This window comes from Rhodovulum sp. MB263 (genome assembly GCF_002073975.1).
Taxonomy (GTDB): Bacteria; Pseudomonadota; Alphaproteobacteria; order Rhodobacterales; family Rhodobacteraceae; genus Rhodovulum.
The window spans coordinates 3,465,822-3,478,984 of sequence record NZ_CP020384.1; the positions used below are offsets into that span (position 1 = coordinate 3,465,822).

Annotated in this window: 22 protein-coding genes; 1 reads left to right on the top strand and 21 read right to left on the bottom strand. The window is 63.3% G+C overall.

The window, feature by feature from the left end; genetic code table 11:
• Positions 1-17 precede the first annotated feature (17 nt).
• From B5V46_RS16100 to B5V46_RS16110, 3 genes are all read right to left on the bottom strand, one after another.
• The gene (locus B5V46_RS16100) at positions 18-1,406 is read right to left on the bottom strand and encodes a trypsin-like peptidase domain-containing protein (protein ID WP_080617539.1); all 1,389 of its coding nucleotides are present in this window, start codon (positions 1,404-1,406) and stop codon (positions 18-20) included.
• Between the two features lie 136 nt (positions 1,407-1,542).
• Positions 1,543-2,133 carry an acyl-homoserine-lactone synthase gene (locus B5V46_RS16105; protein WP_080617540.1) on the bottom strand — a complete coding sequence of 197 codons (591 nt, stop codon included), beginning with the start codon at positions 2,131-2,133 and terminating at the stop codon, positions 1,543-1,545.
• A gap of 55 nt (positions 2,134-2,188) precedes the next feature.
• Complete coding sequence (locus B5V46_RS16110; RefSeq protein ID WP_080617541.1) at positions 2,189-2,800, bottom strand: autoinducer binding domain-containing protein; 612 nt, start codon at positions 2,798-2,800, stop codon at positions 2,189-2,191.
• Between the two features lie 89 nt (positions 2,801-2,889).
• Between B5V46_RS16110 and B5V46_RS19950 the strand changes: the two genes are divergently transcribed.
• The gene (locus tag B5V46_RS19950) at positions 2,890-3,093 is read left to right on the top strand and encodes a hypothetical protein (RefSeq protein WP_196774273.1); all 204 of its coding nucleotides are present in this window, start codon (positions 2,890-2,892) and stop codon (positions 3,091-3,093) included.
• Between the two features lie 99 nt (positions 3,094-3,192).
• Here B5V46_RS19950 and rplQ read toward each other — a convergent pair whose 3' ends face one another.
• The 18 genes from rplQ to rpmC all read right to left on the bottom strand — a co-directional run bounded on the left by rplQ (position 3,193) and on the right by rpmC (position 13,040).
• Positions 3,193-3,612 carry a 50S ribosomal protein L17 gene (rplQ, locus tag B5V46_RS16115; RefSeq protein ID WP_080617542.1) on the bottom strand — a complete coding sequence of 140 codons (420 nt, stop codon included), beginning with the start codon at positions 3,610-3,612 and terminating at the stop codon, positions 3,193-3,195.
• A gap of 121 nt (positions 3,613-3,733) precedes the next feature.
• Positions 3,734-4,750, bottom strand: coding sequence for a DNA-directed RNA polymerase subunit alpha (locus B5V46_RS16120; protein WP_080617543.1), 1,017 nt, complete (start codon positions 4,748-4,750; stop codon positions 3,734-3,736).
• A gap of 116 nt (positions 4,751-4,866) precedes the next feature.
• On the bottom strand, positions 4,867-5,256 hold the full coding sequence (gene rpsK, locus B5V46_RS16125; RefSeq protein ID WP_042456782.1) for a 30S ribosomal protein S11: 390 nt from the start codon (positions 5,254-5,256) through the stop codon (positions 4,867-4,869).
• A 15-nt stretch (positions 5,257-5,271) separates the two neighbouring features.
• Positions 5,272-5,640 carry a 30S ribosomal protein S13 gene (rpsM, locus tag B5V46_RS16130; RefSeq protein WP_080617544.1) on the bottom strand — a complete coding sequence of 123 codons (369 nt, stop codon included), beginning with the start codon at positions 5,638-5,640 and terminating at the stop codon, positions 5,272-5,274.
• 404 nt (positions 5,641-6,044) lie between these two features.
• Positions 6,045-6,689, bottom strand: a complete 645-nt coding sequence (locus B5V46_RS16135; RefSeq protein ID WP_080617545.1) for an adenylate kinase — start codon at positions 6,687-6,689, stop codon at positions 6,045-6,047.
• Positions 6,686-8,044 carry a preprotein translocase subunit SecY gene (gene secY / locus B5V46_RS16140; RefSeq protein WP_080617546.1) on the bottom strand — a complete coding sequence of 453 codons (1,359 nt, stop codon included), beginning with the start codon at positions 8,042-8,044 and terminating at the stop codon, positions 6,686-6,688. Before secY ends, B5V46_RS16135 begins: the two co-directional genes overlap by 4 nt.
• Positions 8,045-8,162: 118 nt before the next feature.
• On the bottom strand, positions 8,163-8,639 hold the full coding sequence (gene rplO, locus B5V46_RS16145) for a 50S ribosomal protein L15 (RefSeq protein WP_080617547.1): 477 nt from the start codon (positions 8,637-8,639) through the stop codon (positions 8,163-8,165).
• A 222-nt stretch (positions 8,640-8,861) separates the two neighbouring features.
• Entirely contained in the window at positions 8,862-9,050 is a 189-nt protein-coding gene (rpmD, locus tag B5V46_RS16150; protein ID WP_080617548.1) for a 50S ribosomal protein L30, read from the bottom strand.
• Positions 9,051-9,062: 12 nt separating this feature from the next.
• A complete protein-coding gene (gene rpsE, locus B5V46_RS16155) occupies positions 9,063-9,626 on the bottom strand; it encodes a 30S ribosomal protein S5 (protein WP_080617549.1) in 564 nt (187 codons plus the stop codon).
• Between the two features lie 11 nt (positions 9,627-9,637).
• On the bottom strand, positions 9,638-9,997 hold the full coding sequence (gene rplR, locus B5V46_RS16160; RefSeq protein ID WP_080617550.1) for a 50S ribosomal protein L18: 360 nt from the start codon (positions 9,995-9,997) through the stop codon (positions 9,638-9,640).
• Between the two features lie 11 nt (positions 9,998-10,008).
• On the bottom strand, positions 10,009-10,542 hold the full coding sequence (gene rplF, locus B5V46_RS16165; RefSeq protein ID WP_080617551.1) for a 50S ribosomal protein L6: 534 nt from the start codon (positions 10,540-10,542) through the stop codon (positions 10,009-10,011).
• Between the two features lie 11 nt (positions 10,543-10,553).
• Entirely contained in the window at positions 10,554-10,952 is a 399-nt protein-coding gene (gene rpsH, locus B5V46_RS16170) for a 30S ribosomal protein S8 (protein ID WP_155774103.1), read from the bottom strand.
• 12 nt (positions 10,953-10,964) lie between these two features.
• Positions 10,965-11,270, bottom strand: a complete 306-nt coding sequence (gene rpsN / locus B5V46_RS16175) for a 30S ribosomal protein S14 (RefSeq protein ID WP_075784671.1) — start codon at positions 11,268-11,270, stop codon at positions 10,965-10,967.
• Positions 11,271-11,291: 21 nt separating this feature from the next.
• The gene (gene rplE / locus B5V46_RS16180; protein WP_080617552.1) at positions 11,292-11,855 is read right to left on the bottom strand and encodes a 50S ribosomal protein L5; all 564 of its coding nucleotides are present in this window, start codon (positions 11,853-11,855) and stop codon (positions 11,292-11,294) included.
• Complete coding sequence (rplX, locus tag B5V46_RS16185) at positions 11,848-12,162, bottom strand: 50S ribosomal protein L24 (protein WP_080617553.1); 315 nt, start codon at positions 12,160-12,162, stop codon at positions 11,848-11,850. Before rplX ends, rplE begins: the two co-directional genes overlap by 8 nt.
• The gene (gene rplN / locus B5V46_RS16190) at positions 12,162-12,530 is read right to left on the bottom strand and encodes a 50S ribosomal protein L14 (protein ID WP_042456818.1); all 369 of its coding nucleotides are present in this window, start codon (positions 12,528-12,530) and stop codon (positions 12,162-12,164) included. Before rplN ends, rplX begins: the two co-directional genes overlap by 1 nt.
• Positions 12,531-12,594: 64 nt before the next feature.
• Entirely contained in the window at positions 12,595-12,825 is a 231-nt protein-coding gene (gene rpsQ, locus B5V46_RS16195) for a 30S ribosomal protein S17 (protein WP_042456821.1), read from the bottom strand.
• Between the two features lie 14 nt (positions 12,826-12,839).
• A complete protein-coding gene (gene rpmC / locus B5V46_RS16200) occupies positions 12,840-13,040 on the bottom strand; it encodes a 50S ribosomal protein L29 (protein ID WP_080617554.1) in 201 nt (66 codons plus the stop codon).
• Positions 13,041-13,163: the final 123 nt, after the last annotated feature.

Genomic DNA, 13,163 nt, shown 5'->3' on the forward strand with positions numbered 1-13,163 from the left:
AGCCTATGCCAGAGCGCTCAGACACGAAAGCGCAAGACGCCGCGGCGGCCATTGCGCAGATATTCGACATACCAGCGGCGCCCCCCCGCGCGCGCGGCCGCCGCCACATCCGCGGTCGAGCGGATCTCACGCTCATTGATCTGCAGCAGGATATCGCCCGAAGCAAGCCCGCCCCGACCGCCGATCGCGCCCGGATCGGTGACAAGCACGCCGCTCAGCCCGGCCGCAAGCCCCTTTTCCTGAAGAACGGCCGGGTTCAGGTTCACCACCGAGAGCCCGGCCAGAACGCTTTGGCTGCGGATCGTCAACGGATCGCGCGGCGGCGTTTCCGGCGGCGCCACCAGATCGACCGAGGCGGCCTGCGGGCGCGCCTCGCCGCGATGAAGGTAGCTGACCTCGATCTGTCGGCCGATCCCCTCGGACGAGAGGCGGAACAGCATTTCCTGCGGGGTGTTGACCGGATCGCCCCCCAGCGCCAGGACGACGTCGCCGACCCCGAGCCCGGCGGCCCGGAACGGGCTTTCGGGATGCAGCGCGCTCAGCACCACGCCCCGCGGACTGTCCATCCCCAGCGCCTCGGCCAGCGCCGCATCGACCGGCTGGCCCGAAAGCCCCGCCCAGGGCCGCTGGAACCGCCGCGCCCCGGCTTCGGCCTGCTCGATGAAACGCGAGACCAGATTGGCCGGAATGGCGAAGCCGATCCCGTTCGAGCCGCCCGAGCGCGACAGGATCGCGGTATTGATGCCAACGAGCCGTCCGGCCATGTCGACCAGTGCCCCGCCGGAATTGCCGGGATTGATCGCCGCATCGGTCTGGATGAAATAGCCGCGCCCGCCCCCGATCGACAGGCCCGAGCGCGCCAGCCCCGACACGATGCCCGAACTGACGGTCTGGCCGATCCCGAACGGGTTGCCGATGGCCAGCACCAGATCGCCGACCGCGATCTCGTCGGAATCGCGCAGCGGCAGGAAAGGCAGATCGCTGGCCCCCTCGAGACGCAGCACTGCCAGGTCGGACTCCTCGTCGGCCAGCAGCACCTCGGCCTCGAATTCGCGCCGGTCGGCCAGCACCACCCGGATCTGATCGGCACGGCCCACGACGTGGTAATTCGACACCACCATCCCGTCGGAAGACACGATCACCCCCGACCCCAGGGCATTCTCGACCCTGGGTTGGGCCCGGCCGAAATTGCGGAAGAGGTCGGAAAAGAACGGGTCGGCCGCGAAGGGCGTCGGCCGGTCGGCAACCACCCGGCTGGTGAAGACGTTGACGACCGCCGGCGCGGCCTCGCGCACCACGGGCGAAAAACTCAGCTGGATCTCGGCCCGGCTCTCGGGAAGACGGTTTTCGGCCGCAAGCGGCCCGGCGATCAGAAGAAGGCAAAGAAGAACGGCAGGACGTGGCATCGGAACGCTCCGGATCGGCGGCATGGCCGATCATATGCGGCCGCACGCGCCCGAGTTCAACGGCGGGTCCATGCAAGCGCGGGCGGGGCGCGCCGGTTACCCCCGCGCGCCCCGCCCCCTCGCCGGTCCTGACAGTCTAGTGCAGGTTCGTGGCGAAGTTCATGGAAATCACCTGGTTCCGGATCCCGTCTATCTCCATCACCGGCCCCATCGCGGTCATGTCGATCCCGACCCGCTTGTTCCAGAGCGGCCAGTTGGCATTCAGCAGGGCCAGACACTGGCTGGCGCCCAGACTACGTGCGGCGCGCGCCAGTTCCTGGACCAGGTTGAAATAGATCGGCCGGCGCTGATGCAGCGGGACCTTCTGGGTGACGAAGCCGCGCGAGCTTTCCCAGACCGTATCCGCCACCGGCGCCTCGTCATAGAGAAGCTCCGAGGGGATCGTGTCCAGAAGCCCTTTCTGGGCGTCGCGGATCATGTAGGAATAGATGCCGCAGCGCGCCGTGGTCGGGGTCAGCCGGTTGCCGGCGAGGACCTGCCCCAGCTCGTCATGCACGACCACCCAGCGGCTGGCCGGGGTGTCGTACTGGTCATATTCCATCCCCATCGCTTCGGGCAGGTCCCATTTGTTGCGCTCGATGAAAAGATCTTTGCGCGCACGAAGCATGTTGGCGAAAAGCTCGCCGTGATTGTGGATGTTCTCGAAAGACAGAGTCGTGGTCTGCATAAGTGCCTCCTGCAGGTTTGGTGGTGGGTAAAAACCGTGCGGAGGGCGACTGCCGTCACAGCAGCCTGTAGTCCTTTGCGCGCTGAATCGCTTCGGCCGTGGTGCGCGCCATCAGCCTCTGACGGGCAGAGGAGAGCCTGGCCTTGAGCGCACTTTCCGAGATCCCCAGCTTGCAGGCAGCAGCTGCGTGGCGATCGCCGTCCGCAATGCATTTCAGCGCATCGATCTGAGCCTTGGTCAGTTCTTCGGGTGGCTCGGTCATGTCGTGAAGACGACGCACGAGGGCTTCGATCTGGGCGATCTCGGCGTCCTCATATTCCCGATCTGCTCTTGCCACACTCGCGATGGTCCTGGAGGTAATGGGGCCCCAGGAGATCGTTACGCCGTATTTGAGACCGAACCGCGCAGCATTGAGGAAGATGCCGAAAGGGTCGGGAATCCTGTCATTGCTCCACCGTGTCGCGCCCGTGGTGGAAAAGCCCCAGGCGACCGAGGGGTCACGCAGGAGGTAGCCGTGTTCGGTGTAATGGGCCAGCCATTCGGGGGCGTAGGTCTGGAACGCGATCAGCGGCGAGGTAAAGCGGATATGCAAGCCGATATTGTACCCCTGAGGCGCCAGCGCATCGAGGATCCGTAACTCCCGGTCGAAGATCGACTTTTCGAACATGACTTTTTAGACAAGTTGCCTGAGACCCCGTCAACCTTAAATTGGAAAAGGTAATGTGACGTAGTTTTAAGAGTATGACGGAGTGTCCAGTGCAGGCGATACACCCGATTTTATTTAATCGTGTCATGCGCCTGCCCAGCTCGCTCAGACGCGAGGTGCTGGAATATGCGGGTTCGGCAAGTCTGGCAGACGACCAGATCAGGTCGCTGCTCGACGACATATGCAATGTGATAGAGAACGAGCATCTGGCCCGGCCCCGGATCAGCCCTCTTGGGCGTCTGCGCGCGGGCTGAGGCTTTCAGAAGACCTTCAAGACCAGGGGTGGCGAAGTAGAAAAAGGGGTCCTGCCTGCCGGCGGGACCCCTGATTTCTAACCGAACCGAGCAGTCGTCTCAGTCTTCGGCAGCCTCTTCGGCTTCGAGACGCGCGCGGTCCGCGGCCCCTTTCGCATCGGCATCGCGGTCAACGAATTCGACGATGGCCATCGGTGCCATGTCGCCATAGCGGAAGCCGGCCTTCAGCACGCGGACATAGCCGCCCTGACGTTCGGCGTAGCGCGGGCCCAGCACATCGAACAGTTTCTCCACATGGGCGTCCTGTTTCAGGCGCGAGGCGGCCTGGCGACGGGCATGCAGATCGCCGCGCTTGCCAAGCGTGATCAGCTTGTCGGCGATGCGCTTGAGTTCCTTGGCCTTGGGCAGGGTGGTCTTGATCTGCTCATGCTCGATCAGCGAGCCGGCCATGTTGGCGAACAGCGCCTTGCGGTGTTCGTGGGTACGGTTCAGACGGCGGTAGCCGCGGGCGTGACGCATTTTTCAACTCCTTGGTTTTACTTTGTCCGGCAGCCCTGCGTTATGGGCCGCTCTCCTTGGGGCGGAATTGCCCGGGGTCGCAGGGACCGGACGGCGTACCGCCCGGCCCCGATCCGTGGTCTCAGAACTGGTCCTCGAATTTCTTGGCCAGTTCCTCGATGTTCTCCGGCGGCCATTCCTCGACATCCATGCCGAGGTGAAGACCCATGCCGGAAAGCACTTCCTTGATCTCGTTCAGCGACTTGCGGCCGAAGTTCGGGGTCCGCAGCATCTCGGCCTCGGTCTTCTGGATCAGGTCGCCGATATAGACGATGTTGTCGTTCTTCAGGCAGTTGGCCGACCGCACCGACAGCTCGAGCTCGTCCACCTTCTTCAGCAGAAGCGGGTTGAACTCGAGCCCGTCATCATCCGCCTCACGGCTGGCCGATTCCGGCTCGTCGAAGTTGACGAAGATCGACAGCTGATCCTGCAGAATACGCGCGGCAAAGGCCACGGCATCGTCAGGCGCAACCGACCCGTCGGTCTCGATCTTCAGGGTCAGCTTGTCATAATCCAGCACCTGGCCCTCGCGGGTCGGCTGGACGTCATAGGCCACCTTCTTGACCGGCGAATAGATCGCATCGATCGGAATGAGACCGATCGGGGCGTCCTCGGGCCGGTTCTTGTCAGCGGCGACATAGCCCTTGCCGGTATTGACGGTCAGTTCCATGAACAGATCGGCGCCATCGTCGAGGTGGCAGATCACATGGTCGCGGTTCAGAACCTCGATGCCTGCGCTTTCCGAGATCTCGCCCGCGGTGACCACGGCCGGCCCCTTGGCCGAGATCGACAGCCGTTTCGGGCCCTCGACATCCATCCGCAGCGCGACGCCCTTGAGGTTCAGCACGATGTCGGTCACGTCCTCGCGGACCCCCGCCACCGAAGAGAACTCATGCAGCACGTTGTCGATCTGCACGGAGGTGATGGCCGCGCCCTGCAGCGAGCTCATCAGCACCCGGCGCAAGGCGTTCCCGAGGGTCAGACCGAAGCCCCGTTCCAGCGGCTCGGCGACGACCGTCGCCTCCCGCGCCGGATCGTTGCCGGGCTTGATCTCGAGCTGGGTCGGCTTGATGAGTTCCTGCCAGTTCTTGTGGATCATGCGTGTCTCCTCAATTCCTGCCCGCAGCCCATGTCCAGAAGCAGCAGACGCCCGAGGTCAATGAAGACAGGCTCGGGCCACGCGACAACCGCGCAGCCCGAGCAAAAGATGCGGGATCAGACCCGGCGGCGCTTCGGCGGACGGCAGCCGTTATGCGCGATCGGGGTCACGTCGCGGATGGACGTGATGTTGAAGCCGACAGCCGCCAGCGCACGCAGCGCGCTTTCACGACCGGAGCCGGGGCCCTGAACTTCGACTTCAAGGGTCTTGACGCCATGTTCCTGAGCCTTGCGGCCGGCATCCTCGGCGGCCATCTGGGCGGCATAAGGCGTCGACTTGCGCGACCCCTTGAAGCCCATCGTGCCGGCGGACGACCAGGAAATGGCGTTGCCCTGCACGTCCGAGATCAGGATCTTGGTGTTGTTGAAGGACGAGTTCACATGCGCCACGCCAGCGGCGATGTTCTTGCGTTCCTTGCGGCGGACCCGGGTTTTATCGCGTGCCATATATCGAGCCCTCCCTTATTTCTTCTTGCCGGCGATGGGTTTCGCCGGACCCTTGCGGGTGCGGGCGTTGGTATGCGTGCGCTGGCCACGAACCGGCAGGTTGCGGCGGTGACGCAGGCCGCGATAGCAGCCAAGGTCCATCAGGCGCTTGATGTTCATCTGAATCTCGCGGCGCAGGTCGCCCTCGACAGTCAGGTTCGCGTCGATATGCTCGCGGATCGACAGCACTTCGGCATCCGAAAGCTCATTGACCCGGCGGCTCTTTTCGATGCCCACGGCCTCGCAGATCGCCTCGGCAGTGGACTGCCCGATGCCATGGATGTAGGTCAGGGCGATGGGCACCCGTTTTCCGGTGGGGATGTTGACGCCAGCAATACGTGCCACGCGCTATCTTCCTTTCGTTGCGGTTCCGTCGCTCCAGAACCTTTTTTCACAACTATGGCCCGAAAGCCTGTCGCCTCCGGGCCGCCTTGAATGACCGCCGGGCCGGGTCAGCTTCACCCCTGCGGCAATTGGTCGATTCTCATTCGAGAGGCCGTGCGTAGGGCGATTCCGGCACTCCGTCAAGGGGGTTAATACCGTGTCAAGATCGGCGTCACGGATGTTGTCGCCCATTCGCGACAACATCCGGCCGAAGAAGCCCGGCAGAGGCGCTGAGCGTCCGGATCCGGCAAGGCGCGGGACAGGGACGTTTTCCGGGCCGATGGAGCGGCCCGGCGGCCCGGCATCTGCGAGAGCGCGGATCCGACAGCGGCGCGGGCCGGACGGCATCCCGTCCGGCCGGAAGGTCAGGCGTCGAGAACGGACTTGATGGCGCCTGAAACCTCGTCGATCTCGCCCAGGCCGTTGACGCCGGTCAGATCGCCCTTGGCGTAGTAATAGCCGATCAAGGGAGAGGTCTTCTTGTAATATTCCATCAGCCGCTGGCGCAGGCTGTCTTCATTGTCATCGGCCCGACGCTTGAACTCGGTGCCGCCGCATTTGGTGCATTTGCCATCGGCCGGGATCGGCTTGGTCAGGTCGTTATAGACCTCGCCGCAATTGCCGCAGGTCGAGCGCGCGGTAATCCGTGCCACCAGGGCCTCGTCATCGACCCGCATCTCGATCACGGCGTCCAGCTTCTGCCCCATCCGTTCGAGCAGAGCCCCCAGCGCGTCGGCCTGGGCCAGCGTCCGGGGAAACCCGTCGAAGATGAAGCCGCCGCCGGCGTCTTCCGCAAGCTTCTCGGCAATCAGTCCGATAACGATCTCGTCGGTCACCAGTTCGCCGCGATCCATGACCTCGGCCACCTTCCTTCCCATCTCGGTTCCGGAGCTGCGCGCCTCGCGCAGCATGTCGCCGGTGGAAAGCTGGGTCATGCCCCGTTCCTCCACGAGCCGGCGGGCCTGCGTGCCCTTACCGGCTCCGGGGGGGCCCAGAAGGATGATATTCATCTGCGAGCTGTCCCTTTTCTTGCGTTCTTGCGCTTACGCCGAAGTTGCGATTTCTCGATCATCCCCTCGTACTGATGCGCCAGCAGATGGGACTGGACCTGTTGGATCGTGTCCATCGTGACAGAGACCACGATCAGGACGGAGGTGCCGCCGAAATAGAACGGAATGGAAAGCTGCGAGCGCAGGATCTCGGGCAGAAGACAGACGAGCGCCAGATAGGCCGAGCCCAGCACAAGCACCCGGTTGACCACGTAATCGAGATAGTCCTGGGTCCGTTTGCCGGGCCGGATGCCCGGAATGAAGCCGTTCTGGTTCTTCAGGTTGTCTGCCACATCCTCGGTCTTGAAGGCGACGTTGAACGTGTAGAAATACGTGAAGAACACGATCATGGCCGAGAAGAACAACAGGTAAAGCGGCTGACCCGGGCCGAAATAGGCCAGGATCAACGACATCACCGGCCCGGTCTGACTGCCCGAGAAGGTCGAGATCGTCGTCGGCAAGAGCAGCAGCGACGAGGCGAAGATCGCCGGGATCACGCCCGCCGGGTTGACCTTGACAGGCAGGTGGCTCGACCCGCCGTCATACATCTTCATGCCGACCTGACGCCGCGGATACTGGATATGGATCTTGCGCAGCGCCCGCTCCATGAACACCACGAAGGCAATCACCGCGACCACCATGATCAGCACGCCGACGATGACGCCGGGATGGATCACGCCCGACCGGCCCTGGCTCAGGAACTGGGCCAGTGCCGCAGGCGCCTGGGCAATGATGCCGACGAAGATGATCAGCGAGATGCCGTTGCCGACGCCGCGGGCAGTGATCTGCTCGCCCAGCCACATCAGGAACATGGTGCCGCCGACAATTGTGATCACGGTCGAGGCACGGAAGAACCAGCCCGGATCGGTCGCAAGGCTGCCCGCCTCGAGGCTGACCGCCAGACCGTAGGCCTGGAACGCCGCAAGCAGGACGGTGCCATAGCGGGTATACTGGTTGATCTTCTTGCGGCCCTGTTCGCCCTCTTTCTTGAGCGCCTCGAGCTGGGGGACCATCGCCGCCAGAAGCTGGACGATGATCGAGGCCGAGATATAGGGCATGATCCCCAGAGCGAAGATCCCCATCCGTCCCAGCGCGCCGCCGGTGAACATCGAGAGGATGCCGCCAAGACCGGTCGAGGCGCGCTCCATGAAGTCGCGAAGCGCCGCCCCGTCAATGCCGGGAACGGGGATGTAGGTGCCAAGCCGGTAGACGATCAGAAGCCCCAGGGTGAACAGGATCCTCTGGCGCAGCTCGGAGGCCTTGCCGAAGGCCCCCCAGCTCATGTTCGCCGCCATTTGCTCTGCTGCTGATGCCATGCTGAGCCTCTTTCAAGGACAGCGCCGCCGGGCCGTCTTCCGGCTCCGGCGGCGCATTGGAAAACTATGGGAGATTTAAGCGGCGCGGACGCCGCCCACAATCCCTTAATTCGAAGCCTTACGCGGCCTCGGCCGCGACGGTCGCGACCTTGAGCGAGCCGCCAGCCTTCTCGACCGCCTCGATCGCGGCCTTCGACGCACCGGTGACTTCGATCGAAAGCTTCGAGGTCACCTCGCCTTTCGCCAACACGCGGACGCCGTCGAGCTTGCGGCGCACCAGGCCCGAAGCGACCAGCGCATCTTCGGTGATCGCAGCCGAGGCGTCGAGTTTGCCCGCTTCGACGAATTTCTGGATCAGGCCCAGGTTCACCACCGCATAGGCCTTGCGGTTCGGCTTGTTGAAGCCGCGCTTGGGCAGACGTTGGTAGAGCGGCATCTGGCCGCCTTCATACCCGTTGATCGCCACACCCGAACGGGATTTCTGACCCTTGATACCGCGACCGGCGGTCTTGCCCTTGCCCGAGCCCGGGCCACGGCCGACCCGTTTGGCTTTCTTGGCGGCGCCGTCATTGTCGCGCAGTTCATGAAGTTTCATGTCGCTTCTCCTTGGCCGGACGCGCCCCCGAAGCGAGTTGGGCGGCCACGGCGTTTCTTGACTGTTGAGGCAGCCCTAGAGGGCCACCGGTGGCGTATAGACGCCGCGCCCATTGGAAGCAAGGGATTCGCAAGCCCCCCTGCCCGGCCCTCGTGCCGCAGGACGGAAACGAAAAAGGCGCCGCGGATCTCCGGAGCGCCTTTCTGATCTGCAAGCGGGCGTTCAGCCGCGCTCTTCGATGATCTCGACCAGGTGCCGGATCTTGGCGACCATGCCGCGGATCGCGGGGGTGTCTTCCAGTTCCCGGGTCTTGTGCATCTTGTTCAGCCCCAGACCGATCAGGGTCCGGCGCTGGATGTCGGGGCGGCGGATCGGAGAACCGATCTGCTTGACGACGATGGTCTTGGCCATGCTCGGATCTCCTTACGCTTCAGCCGCTTCGGCAACCGGCGCATCATCCTTCTTCAGGATTTCAGCGACCTTCTTGCCACGGCGTTGCGCAACCTGACGCGGCGAGCTTTCGCGGGCAAGCCCGTCCAGCGTCGCGCGGATCATGTTGTAGGGGTTCTGCGACCCGATCGACTTGGCGACCACGTCCTGCACGCCCAGCATCTCGAACACGGCACGCATCGGACCACCGGCGATGATCCCGGTCCCTTGCGGGGCGGTACGCATCACCACGCGGCCCGCGCCATGGCGGCCCTCGATATCATGATGCAGGGTGCGGCCTTCCCGCAGCGGCACGCGCATCAGGCTGCGCTTGGCCTGCTCGGTCGCCTTGCGGATCGCCTCCGGCACTTCCTTGGCCTTGCCCTTGCCGAAGCCGACACGGCCCTTCTGGTCGCCCACGACCACGAGAGCGGCAAAGCCGAAGCGCTTGCCCCCTTTCACGGTCTTGGACACCCGGTTGATCGCCACGAGACGATCGGCGAATTCCGGGGTTTCGTCGCGGTCGCGGCGGTCCCGGCGGTGCTCACGTTCTGCCATATCTCGTCTCCTTAGAACTTCAGGCCGCCTTCACGCGCAGCGTCGGCCAGAGCCTTGACACTGCCGTGAAAGAGGAAGCCACCACGGTCGAAGTAGCACTCTTCGACACCGGCTTTCTTGGCACGCTCGGCGATCACCGAGCCCACCTTGGCAGCCGCCTCGACATTGTTCTTGCCGATAACGCCCAGCTCTTTCTCGAGCGTGGAGGCCGCGGCCAGGGTGGTCCCCTGAACGTCGTCGATCAGCTGCACGCTGATGTTCTTGTTGCTGCGATGAACCGACAGGCGAAGCCGCCCGGCATTCATCTTGCGAAGCTTGTTCCGAACGCGCAGGCGGCGTTTCAGGAACAGGTGTCTTTTGCTGTTTGCCATCTGTCGCGCCCTTACTTCTTCTTGCCTTCCTTGCGGAAGATGAACTCGCCCTTGTAGCGGATGCCCTTGCCCTTGTAGGGCTCGGGACCGCGCCATTCGCGGATGTTCGCGGCAACCTGCCCGACCTGTTGCTGGTCGATGCCTTCCACCACGATCTCGGTCGGTTTCGGGGCCGTCACGGTGACGCCCTGAGGGACCTCGAAGTTGACATCATGCGAATAGCCGAGGTTCAGCTTGAGTACGTTGCCCTGCATCGCAGCACGATAGCCCACACCCTGGATCTCAAGCTCGCGCTTGAACCCTTCGCTCACCCCCTTGACGAGGTTCGCGACCATGCTGCGGGACATGCCCCATTGCTGCCGGGCACGCTTGGACGTGCCCCGCGGGGTGATGCTGACGGCATTATCCTCGACCGTGATGGTGACATCGTCGGTCGCGGTGAAGTTCCGGGTGCCCTTGGGCCCCTTGACTTCGACGGTCTGGCCGGAGACGGATGCCGAAACACCCGACGGCAACTCGACCGGTTTCTTACCAATACGAGACATTGCCTTCCTCCTCAGAACACCGTGCAGAGCACTTCGCCGCCGACATTCGCCGACCGCGCAGCCGCATCCGACATCACGCCCTTGGACGTCGACACGATCGAGACACCCAGACCCTGGCGCACCGAGGGCAGGTCCTTCACGCTCATGTAGACACGACGGCCGGGGGTCGAGACGCGCTTGACTTCGCGAATGACCGGCTGGCCTTCATAGTATTTCAGGCTGACCTCGAGCTCGGGCAGGCCGGTCTTGCCGGTCGTGGCCTCGTAGCCGCGGATGTAGCCTTCATTTTTCAGCACGTCGAGCACCCAGGCACGAAGCTTGGAGGCGGGCGTACGCACCGTCGATTTCCCCCGCATCTGCGCGTTGCGGATGCGGGTCAGCATATCGCCGAGAGGATCGTTCACAGACATCTCTTCCCCTCCTTACCAGCTCGACTTCACCATGCCGGGGATCTGGCCCATCGAGCCCAGATCGCGCAGCATGATCCGCGAGATTTTCAACTTGCGGTAATAGGCGTGCGGACGCCCGGTCAGCTGGCACCGGTTGTGCAGCCGGGTGGCCGATGAGTTGCGCGGCAGCTTGGCAAGCTTGAGGCGCGCCTTGAACCGCTCTTCCATCGGAAGATCCTCGTTGGTGGCGATCTCTTTCAGCTTCGCGCGCTTGGCCGCATATTTTTCGACCAGGCGCTGACGCTTGAGTTCGCGCTCAACCATAGATTTCTTAGCCATGTAGTGTTCTCCCTCCCGCGATCAGCTGTTGAACGGCATGTTGAAATGCTTCAACAGCGCCTTCGCTTCCGCGTCGGTGCGCGCGGTGGTGGCAATGACGATGTCCATGCCCCAGACCTCGTCGACTTTGTCGTACTCGATCTCGGGGAACACGATGTGCTCTTTCAGGCCCATCGCGTAGTTGCCGCGGCCGTCGAAGGCCTTGCCCGAAACGCCCCGGAAGTCCCGGATGCGCGGCATCGCGATGGTGATCAGGCGGTCGAAGAATTCGTACATCCGGTCGCCACGAAGCGTGACCTTGGTGCCGAGCGGCATGTCCTCACGGACCCGGAAGCCGGCGATCGACTTCTTGGCCTTGGTGATGACGGCTTTCTGACCGGCGATCTGGCTCAGGTCTTCCTGCGCCGATTTCGACTTCTTGGAATCGCGCACCGCCTCGGCACCGCAGCCGATGTTGAGCACGATCTTGTCGAGCCGCGGGATCATCATGTCGTTCTTGTAGCCGAACTCTTCCTTCAGAGCGGCCCGGATGGTTTCCCGGTAAAGCGACTTGAGGCGCGGGGTATAGGTGGCAGCATCAAGCATCGATCACTTCCCCCGATTTCTTGGCAAAGCGAACCTTCTTGCCGTCTTCCACGCGGAAGCCGACGCGGGTCGGACCACCTTCCTTGGGATCGACGATGGCGAGATTCGACAGGTCCATCGGCATGGCTTTCGGCACGCGACCGCCCTGGCTCGTCTGGGTCTGGCGCTGATGACGCACCGCCATGTTCAGCCCCTCGACCACGGCCTTGCCGGTCTTGGGATCGACCGAGAGGATGGTCCCTTCGCGGCCCTTGTCCTTGCCCGCGAGCGCGACGACCTTGTCGCCCTTCTTCAGCTTGGCAGCCATCAGAGCACCTCCGGAGCCAGCGAGATGATCTTCATGAAGCTCTTGGCACGAAGCTCGCGCACGACAGGCCCGAAGATCCGGGTTCCGACGGGCTCGTTGTTGTTGTTGAGGATGACGGCGGCATTGCGATCGAAACGGATCGCAGTACCGTCTTCGCGACGGACTTCCTTGGCGGTCCGCACGACGACAGCCTTGCGGACATCGCCTTTCTTGACGCGGCCACGCGGAATGGCTTCCTTCACAGAGACGACGATAATGTCGCCGACAGAAGCGTATTTCCGCTTGGACCCGCCGAGGACCTTGATGCACTGAACCCGGCGCGCGCCGGAGTTGTCAGCGACATCCAGATTGGTCTGCATCTGGATCATTGGGTTACTCCCGACCTTTGGGACCAGGTCCCAGGGTTTCGCTCAAACCGGAAGACGGTACAGGTCAGGCCTGCACCACCTCCCAGCGTTTCGTCTTCGACTTCGGCGCGCATTCCTGAATGCGGACGCGGTCGCCCACCTTGAAGGTGTTGTTCTCGTCGTGAGCCCGGTATTTCTTGGACTTACGAATGGTCTTCTTCAGCACGGGGTGCGTGAAGCGGCGCTCGACCAGAACGGTGACGGTCTGATCGTTCAGATCGCTGGTCACGGTGCCTTGCAGGATACGTTTGGGCATCTGTCAGGCTCCCCTTATTCCGACGCCTTGGCGGCTTTTTCGTTCAGCACCGTCTTCACACGGGCGACGTCACGACGGACTTCGCGCATGCGGGCGGTGTTCTCGAGCGCATTCGTGGCCTGCTGGAAGCGCAGGTTGAAGGCCTCTTTCTTCAGGCTCGCCAGCGCGTCGCGCAGCTGGTCGGGCGTCTTGTCTCGCAGTTCCTGGGCGTTCATCGCCTTTTTCGTCCTTTCAACATCAACGGAGGGCCCCAAGCCTCTCGCGAGGGTCACCCTGATTCCGATGGAGGTTAGCGGATGAGAGGCCCCCTTAAGCCCCTAACCCGAATAAAGCAAGCC